Consider the following 16,512-nt stretch of genomic DNA (forward strand, 5'->3'; position numbering starts at 1 on the left):
ATCCGCGCACGGCAATCACGCTGTCCAAACCGTGGTTCCTTCCTTGATGGTTTCGAGTACGTTGAGTTCGCGGACTTTGGCCGCAGCTTCGGCCTTATCCGCCGACGCGGCCAGCGGGTCCGCGTCAAGAATCGTGAGATCGGCGAGTTTGCCGGCTTCCAGAGTGCCTTTGCGCGCTTCTTCGCCGTATTGGTAGGCTGCATTGCGCGTGATGGCACTGAATGCTTCCCATGCGCCAACGCATTGCGCCTGATCGAGCTCAACACCGTGCTTGGTAACACGAGTCATGGCGCACCATGCCGCGAAGATGAGGTCCGGCGGCACAATAGGTGAATCGGTGTGGAAAGTGAAAGGAAGATTGTAGTCAAGTGCGTCATGCACTGCGGAGATGCGGGAGGCCCGCTCGAATCCCAGGTTCTTGATGTGCGCGTCGCCCCAGAACCAGCAGTGGGAGACGAATATCGAGGGAATCATATGAACAGCGGCCATGCGCGCGTACTGGTCATGGCGGGTGAGCTGGCAGTGGACCATCACTGGGCGCAAGTCGAACTTGCCGGGCTTGCTGCTGGCATGATAGGCGGCAGTGTATTGCGTGAGGAATTGTTCGCTGGCGGCATCACCGTTGCAGTGGGCCATGACTTTCCAGCCGCGTTCAAGCGCGTGATCAAGGAAAGCGCGCATCGCTTCATCGCTTAAGATGCCAGCGCCGCGGTAGCCGGCTGGCTCTGTGGAATGCGCGGATGCGGGCAGTGGCTCGTATGGCTCGGATAGCCATGCGCCGCGCGCCTGCGGAGAACCATCTACGAACAGCTTCACACCACCGAAGCGCAAATGATTCAGATGCTGAATACCTTCGCTGATGCCGCCGCTGGCATACGAGCCAACAGATTCGAAGACAGCATCCAAATCCTGCCCCATCATCGGATAGCAGGTCAGATCGAGCTTCAACTTATGGGCTTCAGCAAGTTTGACGAATCGTTCGGCATATCCGGGCGCGGTGGCACCATCCTGACAGGTGGTGATGCCGTGGGATGCGTAATCGTTCTGGATATCCTCGGCCAAGTCTTCAACGTCTTGACTCGGCATGACAGCCGAATGCATCAAAATCGGCATAATTGCAGGCGTTTCAGCAAAATAGCCGGTAAGTTTGCCGCCCGCATCCCTGCCGTATACTCCTCCGGCTGGCGCTTCAGCATCAAGATCAAGGCCGATGAGATTAAGCAGTGCAGTATTGCAGATGATGACGTGACCGGACACATGAGAAATAACTGTGGGCACATCGCCGAGTAAGGAGTCGAGCACATGCCGGTCAGGGTGTATTCCTTCGGCCAACTCGTTTTGGTCGTAGTTGAAGCCGTGCAGCACACCACCTTGAGGTAGTGGATGCGCGGCAAGGAAAGTCTGAAGTCTCGCGCCGATTTCAGCAAAATCGGCACAGCCGGCCAAATCAGCGTCGGTGAGACGCTGACCCATGCCGGCGAAATGCGAATGGGAGTCGATGAAGCCCGGCATCAGACATGCTCCGGCAAGGTCGCGCTCTTCTGGTTGGCGGCCTCCCACGGTAATCATGGACTGGGCGCGATGGCGGGCTTCATCGAGACTTCCCACGAAGGCGATGCGACCGCGGTCATCCGTAAGCAGCGCCTCCGCTGTTGCGTCCGGCGCAGTCATAGTGCGAATGGTGCCGCCAGTGTAGATCGTTGCCATCATCGTCTCCTTGTGTGGTGTTGTGAGGTGCCGCTGAATAGTTCCGCGGTCTCAATCGGTTGCGGCGAGGTGCTCGTACATGTCTTGGAGCATCTCATCGGTGATTTCGACTGGGTTGTTGTACAGGTTCGGGTGGCGGCTGATGCGCACCAAGTCGGCAATCTGCTCGGCGCTCAGGTTGAGGTCCTTCAATCCGGTGCGCAATCCCACCTTGACTTTGAGCTCGTGGATGGCGTCGGCCATTGCATCGACATCCTCAAAACCGATGGCTCGCGCGAATTCCTGTACGCGGCCATGCTGGGCGTCCTTGTTGATGCGGGCGAACCAGTCGAGTGTCAGGCCACAAGCCTCACCGTGCGGAATGCCGTGAATATTGGTCAGCGGGAAGGAGCAGGCGTGAGAGGATGTGGTCTTCGGCAGCGTAAAGGCGAGACCTGCAATCACCGAGGCTTCGCACATCTTCTGTCGAGCTTCCGCGTTATTCGGCTCGGCAACGGCAATAGGCAGGTATTTGAAGACCAGTGGTGCCGCATGAATGGCGCAAGCGTCGCAAATCGGCTGATGGCCTTTGCTCCAGTAGCCTTCAATCGCCTGGCTCAGCACATCCATGCCAGTCGAGGCGGTGACATGCGGCGGCACCGAGTAGGTGAGCTCCGGGTCGATGATGGCCACGGATGGGAAGAAGCCGTCAGAGACGATCGGCGCTTTCTTGCCGAGTGCGCGGTTGGTGAGCACGGATACGCAAGTGACTTCAGAGCCGGTGCCTGCTGTGGTGGGCACGGCGATAATCGGCAGATGCTCCTGTGGCATGGCCTTACCGGTGCCGTGATATTCGGCAATGGAATCGTTGGTTAATGCGATGCTGGCCGCCGACTTGGCGAGGTCCATTGCGCTGCCGCCGCCCATCGCCACCACGAACTTCAGGTGCTTTTCGCGAATCAGAGCTGCAGCCTTGTCCACTTCGGTAACGTCCGGGTTCGGTGAGAAATCGGAGAAGATTTCACTGATGGCGCCTTCGGAGTCCTTGACGATTTTCTCTGCGGTGCCGTTTTGTGCGAAGAGTTGTTCCGAAACGAGCAAGCCACCTTCAGTCAAGCCCATCGAAGCGGCCACATCCTTGATTTCTCGAACACGACCATTGCCGAAGCGAATTGCCACCGGCTGTTGATAATCCCAAAGCATGATGTTTCCTTTTTCCGTATTATTGGCCCCCTCTGACGAGGGGGCTGTCACCGTAAGGTGACTGGGGGAGAGACTTCAGGGACCTGTATCAACTACCCCTCAGTCTCACTGCGTTCGACAGCTCCCCTGACAAGGGGAGCCCAGAAACTCAATCAATCGCAGAAGTTTTCGTCAACCCAGGTCAGAACTTCGTCAACCTTGGGCAGTTCGGCCTTGAGCTCTTCGGCGGTGATGGTCAGCGGCGGGCAGATGTTCACGTTGGTTTCGCGGCCGAAGGTCAGGAAGCCTTTGTCTTTCAGTGCGCCCATGATCTTGCCCATCACCGGGTTGGCGGTGTGGTACGGGCTCATCAGCTCGCGGGTTTCCTTGTTCTTGACGATGGTCATGGCGGAGAACAGGCCGATGCAACGGGATTCGCCCACGCACTTGTGCTTGGCTTCCATCTCTTCGAGGAATGGCTTCAGAATGCCTTCCATCTCCTTGACGTGGCCGGCAATATCATGCTCGACGTAGTAGTTGACGGCGGCAACGCCGGCAGCGCAGGCCAGCGTATGGCCGGAGTAGGTCAGACCGCACTGCAGTACGTGATCGGTGAAGTAGTCGGAAATCTGCTTGGAGACCACCACGCCGCCCAGCGGAACATAGCCGCAGGTGACACCCTTGGCGAAAGTGAAGATATCAGGCTTGATGTCGAAGTTCTGCCAGGCGAACATCTTGCCGGTGCGGCACCAGCCGGCCATGACTTCGTCGCAGATCATCAGGATGCCGTACTTGTCGCACAGGGCGCGCACGCCTTCCATGTAACCCTTCGGCGGCAGAATCACGCCGTTCGCACCGACGATGGATTCCATCAGGATGGCTGCCACATCATCCGGGTTCTCGTAAATGAGCTGATCTTCGAGGCGCTTCAGGTACAGAGCAGTGACCTTCTCATCATCCTCACCGCGGTTGAAACCGTCCTCGTACATGTTCGGGTTCATGAAGTGCACGAAGCTCGGGGCTGCGCCACCGGCCTCAGTGGCGAAACGACGCCAGTCGCCGGAGGCGAAGGATGCGCCCAGAGTGGAGCCGTGGTAGGAGCGGTAGCAGCTGAAGATCTTCTGGCGACCGGTCACCATGCGGGCCATCTTGATGGCGTTTTCATTGGAATCGGCACCACCGTTGGTGAAGAACACACGCTGGTAGAAGTCGTTGCCGGCCAGGTCGACGATCATCTTGGCGAGCTTGGACTTCGGCTCGGAGGCGTAGGCCGGTGCCATGAAACACATCTTGCTGGCCTGATCCTTGATGGCATCCACAATCTCCGGCAGTTCGTGGCCGAGGTTGGAACACACCAGCAGGGACGACATATCAGCGTACTTGTTGCCGTCGTAGTCGTAAACGTAGATGCCCTTGGCGGACTTAACCGGCATCACCGGCTCGCCCTGCTTGTGCCAGGACTGCATCACATACTCGCGGTGCAGTTCAGCAACTTCTTCGCCGGTCAGTTCCTTGGTTGCCAGTGATTCGCTCATCGTCTCATCCTTTCTTAGGGGCTTTGGTGAGCCGAATGGATGAGACGATATGAGAGAAAGAAATGTGCACGATACACAATCGAAACATTTGGTTCTGCATGTCATCCGTTCGGCGACTGCATGAAATCCTTGTGGATTCCGTGATTGCTTTGCAGTCTACGAGCGGACGCGCTGTCGTTCTATATTGCAGAACCTAAAGATGATTGTGCTCCAGCACAATACGCCCCTCGGCTCCCTCTGATGGGACCTTGCCGTAGAGCGGAGAGTCCAGTGGACTCTCCGCAGGCAAGGTGCGAGACGACAGGCGAGCTAATAATCAGGCCGAAGGCACCATAATTGCTGGTCGAGCTGCTGAGCATAGCGAAGCTGAGGGAGAGAAGTATGCGAGCATCAGCTCGCGGAATAATCTATCGGCTGCAAGCCGATTCCTAACAATCAAGAATCTCGCGCACTTGTAATCCCACGGAAAGGAACTCGCGCGTACGAAAATCAGACAAGCTCACGCCCAGAATGTCCTCGATTTTATTGAGTTTGTAGCTCACGGTGTTGCGATGCACAAACATACTGGCCGCAGTCTCCTTAACCGAGCCGGAGAACTGGAAGTATGCGTGCAGCGTTTCGGTCAAATCAGTGCCGTTCACGCGATCATATTCCACGAGCGGACCAATGCTGTCCTGATAATAATCTTCCAAAATCGCACGGTCTGAAACGGCAAGCAGCAGTTTATCGATACCTGAATTGTCGTAGAGCGCAACCTCGCCCACGCGCCCACGCAAATGCTGCAATCGCTCAAGTTTGAGCGCCTGATTATAGCTTTTGCCGATGCACCGGGCGGACTTGGTGACTTTGCCGACACCAATGTATGTTCGCTCGAGAATCACTCCGCGGCTGCGTATTGCGGCAATGATTTCGCGCACCATCATTTCCACCTGTTCGGCCGTATAGCGGGCAAACACCAATACGAGCCGCTCTTCGATATGTGCCACGGCCACGCGCCATTGGTTCGACGTAATCAACGATTCGGCTTCACGCGAGTATTTAGCAATGCGCTCGGCATCATGACCGCTTGTTTCTCCGCACGCGCTGAACACGGTGACGCAATAGTTCCAATCCTTGCCGAATCCGGATTGCTCGAGGTATTCAAGGTACATTTCCTCGCGATCCGGGTGGAAGATAGCATTCTCCAATGCGGCGGCCAGCTCCATGCTGTGCTTCTCGCTCATCGTGATGGCCAAGCTGAAGCTGTGCATGATCTGCGCCATGTGCACGCTCCACGGCACTTTGAATAGCGGGAAGTCGTGCTCATCGCAGAACCGAATCGCATCCGGGCTGATCTGGTGGATGAATGGCCCGATGTTCACCACCACACCCGTGGCCCCGGAAGCATAGGCACTTTTGACCAGCGGGTAGAGATCTTCCTGTGTTTCCAGGCCGATGCCCGTGGTAAAGGCGATTTCCTGGCCTTCCAAGAAGCCGGCAATCTCCTCGTTTTCGACCATGTGAACCCAACTCACCGACCGATCAAGTCCGCCTTTGCCAGCCACCAGCACCATATCCTTATCGGCGGCCTGCTCCACTAATTCCTTCAATCGGACGGTCATTGCAGCTCCTCTCCGCTACAGCACAATCGAGGCACCGGAAATCACCAGCAGCACATAGGTCAGTTTCAAGAAAGCCGGCTGGCTCACCCGCTTTTGCAGATGATTGCCGATGATAATCGCCACAATCAGCGGTGGAATCGACACTGCGGCGAGCATCAGCGCATGCGGCGTCATCACACCAGATATCCCTTGCTGCACAGCCAGCACTGAGTTCAACGCCACCCATACACATGCCATCGTGGCACGGAATTCGTCTTTGTTTTTCAGTCGTACCGCGGCATAAATCACCAGTAGCGCACCGCCAGAGATGAACATGCCATGAATCACACCGGCTAATAACACGATGATGACAAGCAGCCAGTGCGGCGGCTCGGCGTGCGATGGCCATATCAGATTCTTCAGCGCAATCACGATGATGAACACGCCGTAGGCCTTCTGCAGAGGGTCGAGCGGCAGCACAGCATAGAGCGCTACGCCGGCCGCCATGCCAATGGCCATAAGCCCCACCATCTCACCGAGGATTTTCCATCGAATATGCGCATGATGTTGCACACCGAGCCATAAGCATGCCAGCAATGTGGTGATATTCAGCACTACTTTGGCGGTATCGGTACCGAGCAGCAGCATGGAGAACGGCATGGCAAGCACGGTTCCCGCGAATCCGGTGATTGCCTGAATCACGTTCGCCGCGAATAGCACGACCACAAACAACACATCGCGCACAGTCTCGCTCATGGGCCCTCCTTGTATAGGTAGACTGGCCCACACCGTAGCGAGCTTGCGTAAACTGGCGCGTTACGGTCTCAGTTGGAGGTCAGGAAAGTTTCGTTACCGCGCGTGAAATCGAGCACCGCTCCGGCCAGTTGCACATCGTTCGCGAGCTCTGGGTCGGCAGTCAATACTTGTTCGGCGCGAGCGCGCGCATCGGCAATCATGTCCGCATCCTTGACCACGCGCAACAGTTTCAGGCTGGACTTGCCACCGGATTGGGCGTCGCCCAGCACATCGCCGGCGCCGCGGAATTCCAGGTCGGCTTGGGCGATTTCGGCTCCATCAAGCGAGTTATGGATGACTTCGAGCCTCTGCTCGGCAATCGATCCGGGTTCTGCGCGCGAAATCAGGAACGCCCACGAGTTGGTTCCGCCTCGGCCTACACGTCCGCGTAGCTGGTGCAGCTGGGAGAGGCCATAACGGTCAGCATCGAAAATCACGATGCAGCTGGCCTGTTTCACATCCACACCGACTTCAATCACTGTGGTGGATACCAGAATCGGCGTCTTGCCGGCTGCGAAATCAGCCATGACCTGAGTTTTGACATCATCCTTATCGCGTCCGGTCAGCGTGGCGAACTCGATACCGGCGAATTGCGGGAGTTTTTGCAGTCGATCGGCAATCTCCTCCACCGAGTGCAGTGGCGGGTGAGCCTCGGCTTCACCGTTATCGTCATAAGTTTCGTAAGGATTATCGATGCCAATGCTTTCGGCGTCACTCTGTTTGCGCTTGCTTACCGACGCTTCCGCATCACTATCCTCATCGATACGAGGGCAGACGATGTATGCCCGCTCCCCCGCATCAATACGCGCGCGAATATGCTGGAACATGCGCACCATTGTGGGCGCATCGGCTTCGTTCACCACCACCGTGCGGATGGGTTTACGGCCGCCAGGCAGTTCGGTCAGCCATGAAATATCCAAATCACCGAACCAGGTCATAGCGGCAGTGCGCGGAATCGGGGTTGCGGTCATCACCAACAGATGCGGCGTGGTACCGTCATCGGTTTTGGCGTTGAGGCTTTCACGCTGTTCCACACCAAAACGATGCTGCTCATCAATCACCACCAGCGCCAGATGAGGAGCTTGGAAAGTTTTGGAAAATGCGGCATGCGTGGCCACGATAATGCCGGGTTCACCACTGGCGGCTGCGGCCAATGCTTTGCGACGTGCAGCGAGCTTCATGCCACCAGTCAGGAGCGTGACCAGCACTTCCGGTTTGAGGCCAGCCACCATCCTGCCAATGGTTTCGGCATGCTGTTCGGCCAGCACCTGAGTCGGTGCCACGAGCACGGCCTGATATCCGGCACCTACAGCTTGCAGCATGGCGGCGAGCGCCACCACGGTTTTGCCGGAGCCCACTTCACCTTGCAGCAGGCGCTGCATTGGCCAGTCTCGGGATAGGTCGGCTGCAATGTCATCGATTACCTGCTGCTGACCAGCGGTGAGGGTGAACGGCAGAGCGCTGATGAACTGGTCGCGGAGACTGTGCACACTACTGCCGCTTTCCGCAGCATTTACTGACGTTTCCCCCAAGGAGCAGGGGTGAGCTGCGGACTTATGCGCATGAGTCCGGGCCTTTAACAGCGAGACCTGGGAAATGAAAGCCTCCTCGTAGCGCAATGTTGCGATGGCTTCATTGAATCGGTCTCGCGAATCGGGATCATGGATAGCGAGGAATGCCTCGGCCCTGTGCATGAGGTTCTTGGCCTCGCGAACTGATTCGGGCAGAATATCGGGGATGGTTTGAGCCAATGCGCCAACCGTCGCCGAGTTTTCGAGATTACCCGCAGCCATATCTTCTGGCTGCGCAATCATTTCCTCCCCCGGTTGCACAGCAATGCTGCTGGTAGACGGCGGCACTAGAGCAGCTTGCGCACTTTGCGAAGCCGAAGTGCGCGCACCCATCATCCATAGAAGATTCAGAATCGTCTCGTGAATATGCTCGGAGGATATGCGCGAGCTGGCATGATAGACCGGGCGCGGACGAGTCACCCGTAAGACAGCCTCGTCAATGGAATCAGCATCATACTTGAGCCTTGCGCTCATGTGCTGCTGGCTTGCGGCTGCGAACTCGGGCGGGGCCACGGTAAGAAAATCAGGATGAGTAAACTGCAGCTGCCCCATATATTCGCTTGGCACACCGGAGACCACCAGTATCGGACTGGACTTGAGCCGCATACTCACCCAGTCGATATAGTTTTTACGTCCGCCGAAGAAGGTGAGCTGAGCGGTACCGCTGGGCATATTGTGCGCGCGAGCGAAGTCGGCATCATCAACAGTGGCGATCACGCGCAGCATACGGCCGGGCACTACGCGCACATCCCGCACCGCAGCCACGAATGCCATCTGCTGGCCAATCTGTACTTGGCGGAGTGTTTGCAGACGTACTGGGTCGGTGACGCGGAAGGGGAAATAGGTCAGAGCCTCGCCCACCGTGGTGACGCCCAGCGATTTGAGCGCGGACACTCGTCGCTTATTGGTAATCAGCGATGCCAGTGCGGTGCTCAACGTAATGCTCATAGCGGCCCATTCTAGTTAAAACAAAACCCGCTCAGCCGAAGCTAAGCGGGTTTTGTAGACGTCAATACGTGATTCACGCGGCCACGCGCTGAACCTTGCCAGCCTTGAGGCACTTGCCGCACACGCGCAGGCGAGTGTTCTCGCCGTCGATGGTGGTGCGCACAGACTGCAGGTTCGGGCGGAAGGTACGCTTGGTACGACGGTGCGAATGAGATACGGTGTAACCGGTCTGCGGACCCTTACCGCACACTGCGCAACGAGCTGCCATGATGGACTCCCTTAAACCTTGATGTTTCAAGTCTTTCACGCGTCCGACCGCCGGTTTTGCCCGACATGCCGAACACACAACTTCACAAATATATAGCCCAATACCGACAACCGCAACCCTTGCGTGTATCATGCCGCGGCAATGACAGCTTGAGCACTTTGAGCGAGTTTAGCGGAACGCCTCGAAATTCGATACAACTCACCGACGCGTCTATTGACCGTTCCAGCCAACTCCCATATAACATCGATATAAGGGAACAGGAGCGAAGGGGCTCCCCGCGGCACTCAACGTGCATGGTAGTACGTCGCCCGCGGCATGGACTAGCAAAAGGAGGCTGGCATGTTAGACCTGAGAAGAGGCATTGGCACCCATCACCCGAGCGTGATTTCTTTGGGGCAGGTGTGGGTAGACATCATGATGAACGTGGACGCCGTACCTCCGCAGGGCGGCTTTGCCGTGGCCGACCACCCCAAGCCTGCCATCGGCGGCAGTTACCGCGTGCTGGAAGCGGCAAGCCGCATGGGTGTGCAATCCGAGCACGCCGGCATTCTCGGCAACGGATTGTGGGCCAACTTCATTCGCCAATCATTCCAAGATAACGGCATCAACCATATCGGCCAGGACCGGCTGGATGAAGATTCCGGCTTCCGCGTTGTGCTGAGTTCCGGGGAGCCGAAGAAAACGTTCATCGCCTCCTATGGTGCTGAAGCTCATGGCGGCGTGGACACGTTCGACATGTTGGAGCCGCAGGATCATGATGTGGTGCATATCAGCGGCAATACGCTGATGGACCATACCGCAGCCGGCGTGGACGGATTCCTATTGCGAGCCGGCACCGACCCAACCAAACGCGACTATGCACTCGTCATCAACCCCACCAATACGCTGCGCTTGGTGAACGACCATATGCTTGAGGACTTGGTGCTCGCACGCCCGATTTGGTCGTGCAATCGTCAAGAAGCCACCACTTTGGCTGAGCGTCTCGGTGCACCGATTGATGACAGCAAGGTGACTATCGGCGGCGGCTTGGATGATTTCATGCACCAGTTATGTGATGGTCTTGGCCATACGTTGCGCGCCCCATTGGTGGTACGCGTAGGTTCCTTAGGCGCTTGGGTACGCGAGCCAGGCGGAGAGACCGTGCACATTCCAGGATTCCCCACCAAGGCGGTGCACACCCGTTCCGCAGGCGGCTGCCATACCGGTGTAATGTGCGCCATGCTGGCCGAGGGGCGTGATCTCACCGATGCCGTCAAACTGGCCAATGCCGCCACATCCATCGCCATTACCCGCAGTATCAATGGCGTGCCTCAATGCCCTGAGTATGACGAGGCAGCCGCACTATTGCAAGGCTGAAGGCTGAATATCACGCCGCCCTGGTCGGATCTTTCTGCAACGTGAGGAAGACCAGGGCGACGACCAGAAGGATGGCAATAGAAAGTACACCGAAACTGGCGTTGCCGGTCAGGGAAGTCGTTGTGGCGACTAGGAACGTACCCAAGATCGAAGCGGTTTTGCCGAAGATATCGTAGAAGCCGTAGTACTCGTTGGCGTGATCCTTCGGAATGATCTTGCCATAGTACGAGCGAGAAAGCGCCTGGATGCCGCCCTGGAACATGCCGACCAAAATCGCCAGAATCCAGAATTCCACTGCCGTCTTCAGAAAGAACGTGGCAAAGAACACGATGCCCATGTATGCCACCACTGCCGCGGTGATCATCGGCTTGCAACCGAAGCGTCCGGCCAGTCGACCGTACAAGATCGCGCACGGGAAGGCCACGAACTGCGTAACCAACAGCGCTACCACCAGCTGGGTGGAGTCGATGCCGAGCTGCGTGCCATAGGAGGTGCTCATCGAAATCACCGTGTTCACAGCGTCGATGTAGAAGAAGAACGCAAGCATGAACATCCACAGCGGCTTGTTCTTCACGATCTTGCCGAACGTAGAACCAAGCTCGGTAAAGGTGCCGCGAATCGCCTCACGCGCATGGTCGCGGGTTGCGCGGTAATGCACCTGCCGGTAGCTGGTAATCAGCGGAATCGTAAACGCCACCCACCAGACAGCAGTAATCACGAAGCTTGCGCGTGTGCAGGCTACAGTGGACCAATCGAACAGTGCGGGCCCGCCGAAAATCAGCGCAATGCACACGATGAACGGCACCGTGGAGCCCACATAACCCCAGCCGTACCCATGCGAAGACACCTTATCCATACGCTCGTTCGTGGTGGTGTCAATCAGCATTGAATCGTAGAACGTAAGCGAGCCATTCAAACCAATGGTGGCAAGCACATAAATAATAAGAAATGGCAGCCAGGTTAGCGGCAGTGCCATAGCGCAACACATCACCACGCCAGTACCGAAGAAGCCTAGGAAGAACTTGATTTTCATGCCCTGCACATCGGCGATAGAACCAAGCAGCGGCATCAGCAATGCGATGACCAGCGAAGCTATCGTCTGCGCATAACCCCAGGCGGACACGATGTTGCCATCCGAAGGCATCAGAGATTTCGCATAAATCGGCACCACGGCGGTAGAGAGCAGCACGAATGCCGAATTGCCCACATCGTAGATAATCCACTTCTTCTCGCGGGCGGACAGTTTATTACTGGTACCGCTCGCGGGCGATGACGCGATGTTGGCAGCGCTCATGAAAAATACTCCTCACAAAATAACGACTGTCTCCATCGTAAAAGTGCAGCAAAGCTGCAAAGCACCGTTTTAGTTGAACGGAACGTGAACAATATCAGGCAATGTCATCATCACTAAAGCCTCGCAAAACAGTTCGCAGTACACGCGTAGCCCCTTCAACGTATACTATTCCGGGCTCTCTTGTGGGAGTCTATCCACGGAACGCGCATGTCAGAGAGAGCAACATGAGTCAACCCGAAACCGACCAGGCGGCACAGTCGCCGTCCACAGTGAACGATGGCACCAGCAACGCCGACACCGCCGGCACTGAACCAAGCCATATCGGTAAAGAACACACCAAGCACGCGCTGCACACAAATCTGAAGCGTGGCATGGAATCACGCCATCTGCAGATGATTTCGCTCGGCGGCGTGATCGGCACAGGCCTGTTCTTGAGCTCCGGCTATACGATTCAACAGGCGGGCCCTATGGGCACGATTTTGGCGTACGCCATTGGCGCCGTGATTGTGTACCTGGTGATGCTGACGCTCGGCGAACTGTCCGTAGCAATGCCGGTCACCGGTTCGTTCCATGTCTATGCGGAAAAGTTCATTGGCCCAGGCACCGGCTTCGTGATTGCAATTCAGTATTGGCTCACATGGACTGTGGCGCTCGGCTCAGAGTTCACGGCAGCAGGTCTATTGATGCAACGCTGGTTCCCGGATACGCCAACATGGGCATGGTCAGCGGCCTGCATTGTGCTGATTTTTACATTGAACGCACTGTCCGTTCGATTCTTTGCGGAGGCTGAGTTCTGGTTTGCCTCTATTAAAGTGTTTGCCATTTGTGCGTTTATCGCCATCGGCTTGCTGGCGATTTTCGGCATTATTCCGATGAAGGGCTATAGCCACGCCCCCATGTTCGGCAATCTGGTGAAGGACGGTATCTTCCCGAATGGTTTCATGCCGGTGTTCGCCACGATCTTGACTGTGAACTTCGCATTCTCCGGCACTGAGCTTATTGGCGTGACCGCTGGCGAGACGCGAGACCCGGAAACCGCCGTGCCGAAGGCTATTCACACTACGCTGTGGCGTTTGGTGCTGTTCTTCATTGGCTCCATTGTGGTGATGTGCGCTTTGATTCCGTGGCGCGAAGCCGGTGTGGGCGAAAGCCCGTTCGTGCTGGTGTTCAGTTCCATCGGCATTCCGTATGCCGCGGATATTATGAACTTCGTGGTGCTGACCGCTGTGCTCTCCGCTTCCAATTCCGGCCTCTACGCTTCCACGCGCATGGTGTGGTCGATGGGCCATGAGGGCATGATTCCTCACTGGTTTGCCAAGACGAATCGCCACGGTGTGCCGGTGCTGGCACTGTGCACAGCTATGGCCGGTGGTCTGTTGGCGCTGCTCTCTTCCGTGGTGGCTGCATCCACCGTATATCTGGTACTGGTGGCGCTTTCCGGTTTGTCCGCAGTGGTGGTGTGGATCGCCATCGCCTACTGCCAGATTGTGTTCCGCAAGCGTTGGATTGCTTCGGGGCATACCGCAGAGGAGTTGAAGTACCGTACTCCAGGCTATCCGTGGACTTCTTGGGGTGCGTTCATTCTGTGCACTGCTTCGTTCCTGCTGGTCTTCTTCGATAAGGAACAGCGATTCGCGCTGGGCGCGGAGCTGGCATTCCTTGCGCTTTGCTATGCCGCATACTTCGTGCAGCAATGGTGGCGTAAGAAGCATCCGCGAGAGGAAGACGAGCCGCTACAGTTGCCGTAAACAGCTCTCATCAACTTCCTTTTAAGGTCCTGATTGTTCCCGCAATCAGGACCTTGCCATATCAATATCAGTTCGTATGCCTGTTAGCCGAACAGCTGGGCGCGCAGCGCATCAGCACCAGTGAAGCGGATGCCGTGCAAGCCTGCCGCAGTGCCGGCTTCGGCATTCCACGGTTTATCGTCCACGAATGCGGTGCATGCAGGGTCTATACCAAAGCGGGCGATGGCTCGCTTGAAGATTTCAAGATCCGGTTTGTGAATCTGTTCGGCACTGGAAACCACAACGTCCTTGAGTAATCCCAAAGCCGGGAATAGCTCACGAGCTGCATCAACGTACTTGACTGTGAAATTGGTCAAGCCCCAGCAGCGCACTCCTGCAGCATCTAAATCATGCAAAATTTCCGGCATCCCTGGCAGCATACCCACCAATGCCAGTTTCTGACGCTCAAAATACAGCCGGAACGCTTGCTCCTGTTCGCCTCCAGATAACCCATGATGCCGGGCATAATCAGCCAGAATCCTCTCCTCGCTCCAACCAAGATCAGAGAGCTCGTCGTAATGCCAGAAACCATAGGGATCATTGCGGTCGAACAGATGGTCGATTACCTCGTCCGGTGCCTGCCCTTCCAGCGGCACACGCGGCTGCCAATCAACTAAGACGTCGCAAAAATCGAAAATCACATTGGAGTATCGAGCCAATCCAGCCATGCTGCACAGTGTAGACCCCGCACAGCATCACCGTCCGAGAAAAATATGCCCGGAAAAGGAACAAGAATCCCTACACGTATTGTTCATCTCCACCAAAGTGTGCGCGGATTATTCGCGCCTACCATAGGCACTATGACCGGTCGCATTGCCGCATGCCGCTTCGGCGTCATTATGCTCAGGATTTTCTGGTGGACCACACTTATTGCCACTGTGACGCTCATCGCTTCCCTCACCACCATGTTGGCCGCCGACTGGCCAACGCCTTGGGCAAATAGCTGGCCAAGCTGGACAGTCGCCCTAGCACTCACCATCATTCTCGAATCCATTATTTTCTGGATCGGCATTATCACCGTCTATGTCACTTCAGTGCAGCTTGGCATCAAAATTCGTGTTATCGGCGTGCTGTGTGGCTGGATTCCCATTGCCAACCTTATTGCACTGCGGCTTATTATCCGCACAGTAGATGAGGAAGTACGTTTTGAATCGGCAAAGGAACAGCTCAATCGCGCTCGCGCTGCAGCTCGCATCTGCGCCACGCGCTACCCCGTGCTATTGGTGCACGGCGTATTCTCCCGCGACACAAAAGCGCTGAATTATTGGGGGCGTATTCCCGCTGAATTGCAACGCAATGGTGCGGTGATTTATTACGGCAATCATCAGTCCGCAGCATCGGTGCCGGATTCTGCACGAGAGCTGACCGAACGCATCCTGCACATTGTTCAGACCACCGGCTGCGGCAAAGTCAATGTCATCGCGCATTCCAAGGGTGGATTGGACATGCGCTATGCCATTGCGCGCTGCGGTGCGGCACCATATGTTGCGTCGCTGACCACCATTAATACACCGCATCGCGGCTGTGGTTTCGCCGACTATCTCCTGGAAAAGATTCCCCTTGCCGCACAAAAACAAGTAGAAGCGGCATACAACACCGCAGCCTCGCATCTGGGCGATAAGCAGCCCGATTTCATGGCAGCTGTACATGATTTAACTCAGGCCGGATGCGCTCGGCTCAATGCCGAGATCGGCGATGCGAATGAGCTTCATGGCAACGCGAGCACCACAGGACCGTTCGCCGGCATCATCTGCCAAAGCGTCGGCTCCAAGCTGGCCCATGCCACCACAGGCAAGTTCCCACTCAATTTCACCTACCCGTTGGTCAAATGGTTTGACGGTCCGAATGATGGGCTCGTGGCCCAACCGTCATTCCCGTGGGGTGAACGGTTTACTTGGTTGGAGCCAAACGGCACTCGAGGTATTTCCCACGCGGATATGATCGATCTCAACCGCGAGAATATTCCGGGATTCGATGTACGTGAGTTCTATGTGCAGATAGTGGCGGCCTTGAAGCAGCGCGGTTTGTAAACAAAAAATCCCGCCTAGCTGGGCGGGAAATCGGGTGGGCGATGTAGGAATCGAACCTACGACCCCTTCGGTGTGAACGAAGTGCGCTAGCCGCTGCGCCAATCGCCCGATTGGCATAGAAAAACCGGCACAAAGCCGGCCTATGCGAGTGGGCGATACAAGATTCGAACTTGTGACCCCTTCCGTGTCAGGGAAGTGCGCTACCACTGCGCCAACCGCCCGGGTCATCCATCAGACTGAATCAAATGTTCAGTCTTCCGAGAGCGGACAACGGGACTCGAACCCGCGGTCTCAACCTTGGCAAGGTTGCGCTTTACCAACTAAGCTATGTCCGCATGTGTTGTTTGAAGCAACAGGTGAATAAGATACGCTACTTTGCGGAAAAATGCATCATCCCCGCGTGTCTCCGCAGAATTTCAACGTTTTTCCACGAGCGGCATCACCGCAAAACATCATGCTCCACTCTCGCTGATCACTCCC

12 protein-coding genes and 3 tRNA genes are annotated in these 16,512 nt (G+C 56.4%); 3 read left to right on the plus strand and 12 right to left on the minus strand.

Annotated features, from left to right (window positions below; all coding sequences use genetic code 11):
• Positions 1-15 precede the first annotated feature (15 nt).
• The 7 genes from BISA_RS05000 to rpmB form a co-directional block, all read right to left on the minus strand.
• A complete protein-coding gene (locus tag BISA_RS05000; RefSeq protein ID WP_081890017.1) occupies positions 16-1,710 on the minus strand; it encodes an amidohydrolase in 1,695 nt (564 codons plus the stop codon).
• A 48-nt stretch (positions 1,711-1,758) separates the two neighbouring features.
• Complete coding sequence (locus BISA_RS05005; RefSeq protein ID WP_033890585.1) at positions 1,759-2,889, minus strand: iron-containing alcohol dehydrogenase family protein; 1,131 nt, start codon at positions 2,887-2,889, stop codon at positions 1,759-1,761.
• A 152-nt stretch (positions 2,890-3,041) separates the two neighbouring features.
• Positions 3,042-4,403 (minus strand): aminotransferase class III-fold pyridoxal phosphate-dependent enzyme, encoded by a 1,362-nt coding sequence (locus BISA_RS05010; RefSeq protein WP_033890587.1) that lies wholly within the window; start codon positions 4,401-4,403, stop codon positions 3,042-3,044.
• 428 nt (positions 4,404-4,831) lie between these two features.
• Positions 4,832-6,004, minus strand: coding sequence for a PucR family transcriptional regulator (locus BISA_RS12225; protein ID WP_051917346.1), 1,173 nt, complete (start codon positions 6,002-6,004; stop codon positions 4,832-4,834).
• A gap of 15 nt (positions 6,005-6,019) precedes the next feature.
• Entirely contained in the window at positions 6,020-6,739 is a 720-nt protein-coding gene (locus BISA_RS05020; protein WP_033890588.1) for a sulfite exporter TauE/SafE family protein, read from the minus strand.
• A 68-nt stretch (positions 6,740-6,807) separates the two neighbouring features.
• Positions 6,808-9,297, minus strand: coding sequence for an ATP-dependent DNA helicase RecG (locus BISA_RS05025; protein ID WP_033890589.1), 2,490 nt, complete (start codon positions 9,295-9,297; stop codon positions 6,808-6,810).
• 73 nt (positions 9,298-9,370) lie between these two features.
• Positions 9,371-9,565, minus strand: a complete 195-nt coding sequence (gene rpmB, locus BISA_RS05030) for a 50S ribosomal protein L28 (protein WP_033890590.1) — start codon at positions 9,563-9,565, stop codon at positions 9,371-9,373.
• Positions 9,566-9,904: 339 nt separating this feature from the next.
• Here rpmB and BISA_RS05035 point away from each other — a divergent pair, with 339 nt between their 5' ends.
• Positions 9,905-10,921 (plus strand): PfkB family carbohydrate kinase, encoded by a 1,017-nt coding sequence (locus BISA_RS05035; protein WP_033890592.1) that lies wholly within the window; start codon positions 9,905-9,907, stop codon positions 10,919-10,921.
• A 10-nt stretch (positions 10,922-10,931) separates the two neighbouring features.
• Here BISA_RS05035 and BISA_RS05040 read toward each other — a convergent pair whose 3' ends face one another.
• Positions 10,932-12,215 (minus strand): MFS transporter, encoded by a 1,284-nt coding sequence (locus BISA_RS05040; RefSeq protein ID WP_033890593.1) that lies wholly within the window; start codon positions 12,213-12,215, stop codon positions 10,932-10,934.
• Between the two features lie 224 nt (positions 12,216-12,439).
• Between BISA_RS05040 and BISA_RS05045 the strand changes: the two genes are divergently transcribed.
• Complete coding sequence (locus BISA_RS05045) at positions 12,440-13,963, plus strand: amino acid permease (RefSeq protein ID WP_033890594.1); 1,524 nt, start codon at positions 12,440-12,442, stop codon at positions 13,961-13,963.
• 83 nt (positions 13,964-14,046) lie between these two features.
• Here BISA_RS05045 and BISA_RS05050 read toward each other — a convergent pair whose 3' ends face one another.
• Positions 14,047-14,670 carry an HAD family hydrolase gene (locus BISA_RS05050; protein WP_033890595.1) on the minus strand — a complete coding sequence of 208 codons (624 nt, stop codon included), beginning with the start codon at positions 14,668-14,670 and terminating at the stop codon, positions 14,047-14,049.
• 132 nt (positions 14,671-14,802) lie between these two features.
• Between BISA_RS05050 and BISA_RS05055 the strand changes: the two genes are divergently transcribed.
• Positions 14,803-16,032 carry an esterase/lipase family protein gene (locus BISA_RS05055; RefSeq protein WP_033890596.1) on the plus strand — a complete coding sequence of 410 codons (1,230 nt, stop codon included), beginning with the start codon at positions 14,803-14,805 and terminating at the stop codon, positions 16,030-16,032.
• Between the two features lie 35 nt (positions 16,033-16,067).
• Here BISA_RS05055 and BISA_RS05060 read toward each other — a convergent pair.
• From BISA_RS05060 to BISA_RS05070, 3 genes are all read right to left on the minus strand, one after another.
• A tRNA-Val gene (locus tag BISA_RS05060) sits at positions 16,068-16,140 on the minus strand.
• Between the two features lie 41 nt (positions 16,141-16,181).
• Positions 16,182-16,253 (minus strand) — tRNA-Val (locus BISA_RS05065).
• A 41-nt stretch (positions 16,254-16,294) separates the two neighbouring features.
• A tRNA-Gly gene (locus BISA_RS05070) sits at positions 16,295-16,367 on the minus strand.
• Between the last annotated feature and the right edge of the window lie 145 nt (positions 16,368-16,512).

The sequence above is a fragment of the Bifidobacterium saguini DSM 23967 genome (assembly GCF_000741715.1).
GTDB lineage: Bacteria > Actinomycetota > Actinomycetes > Actinomycetales > Bifidobacteriaceae > Bifidobacterium > Bifidobacterium saguini.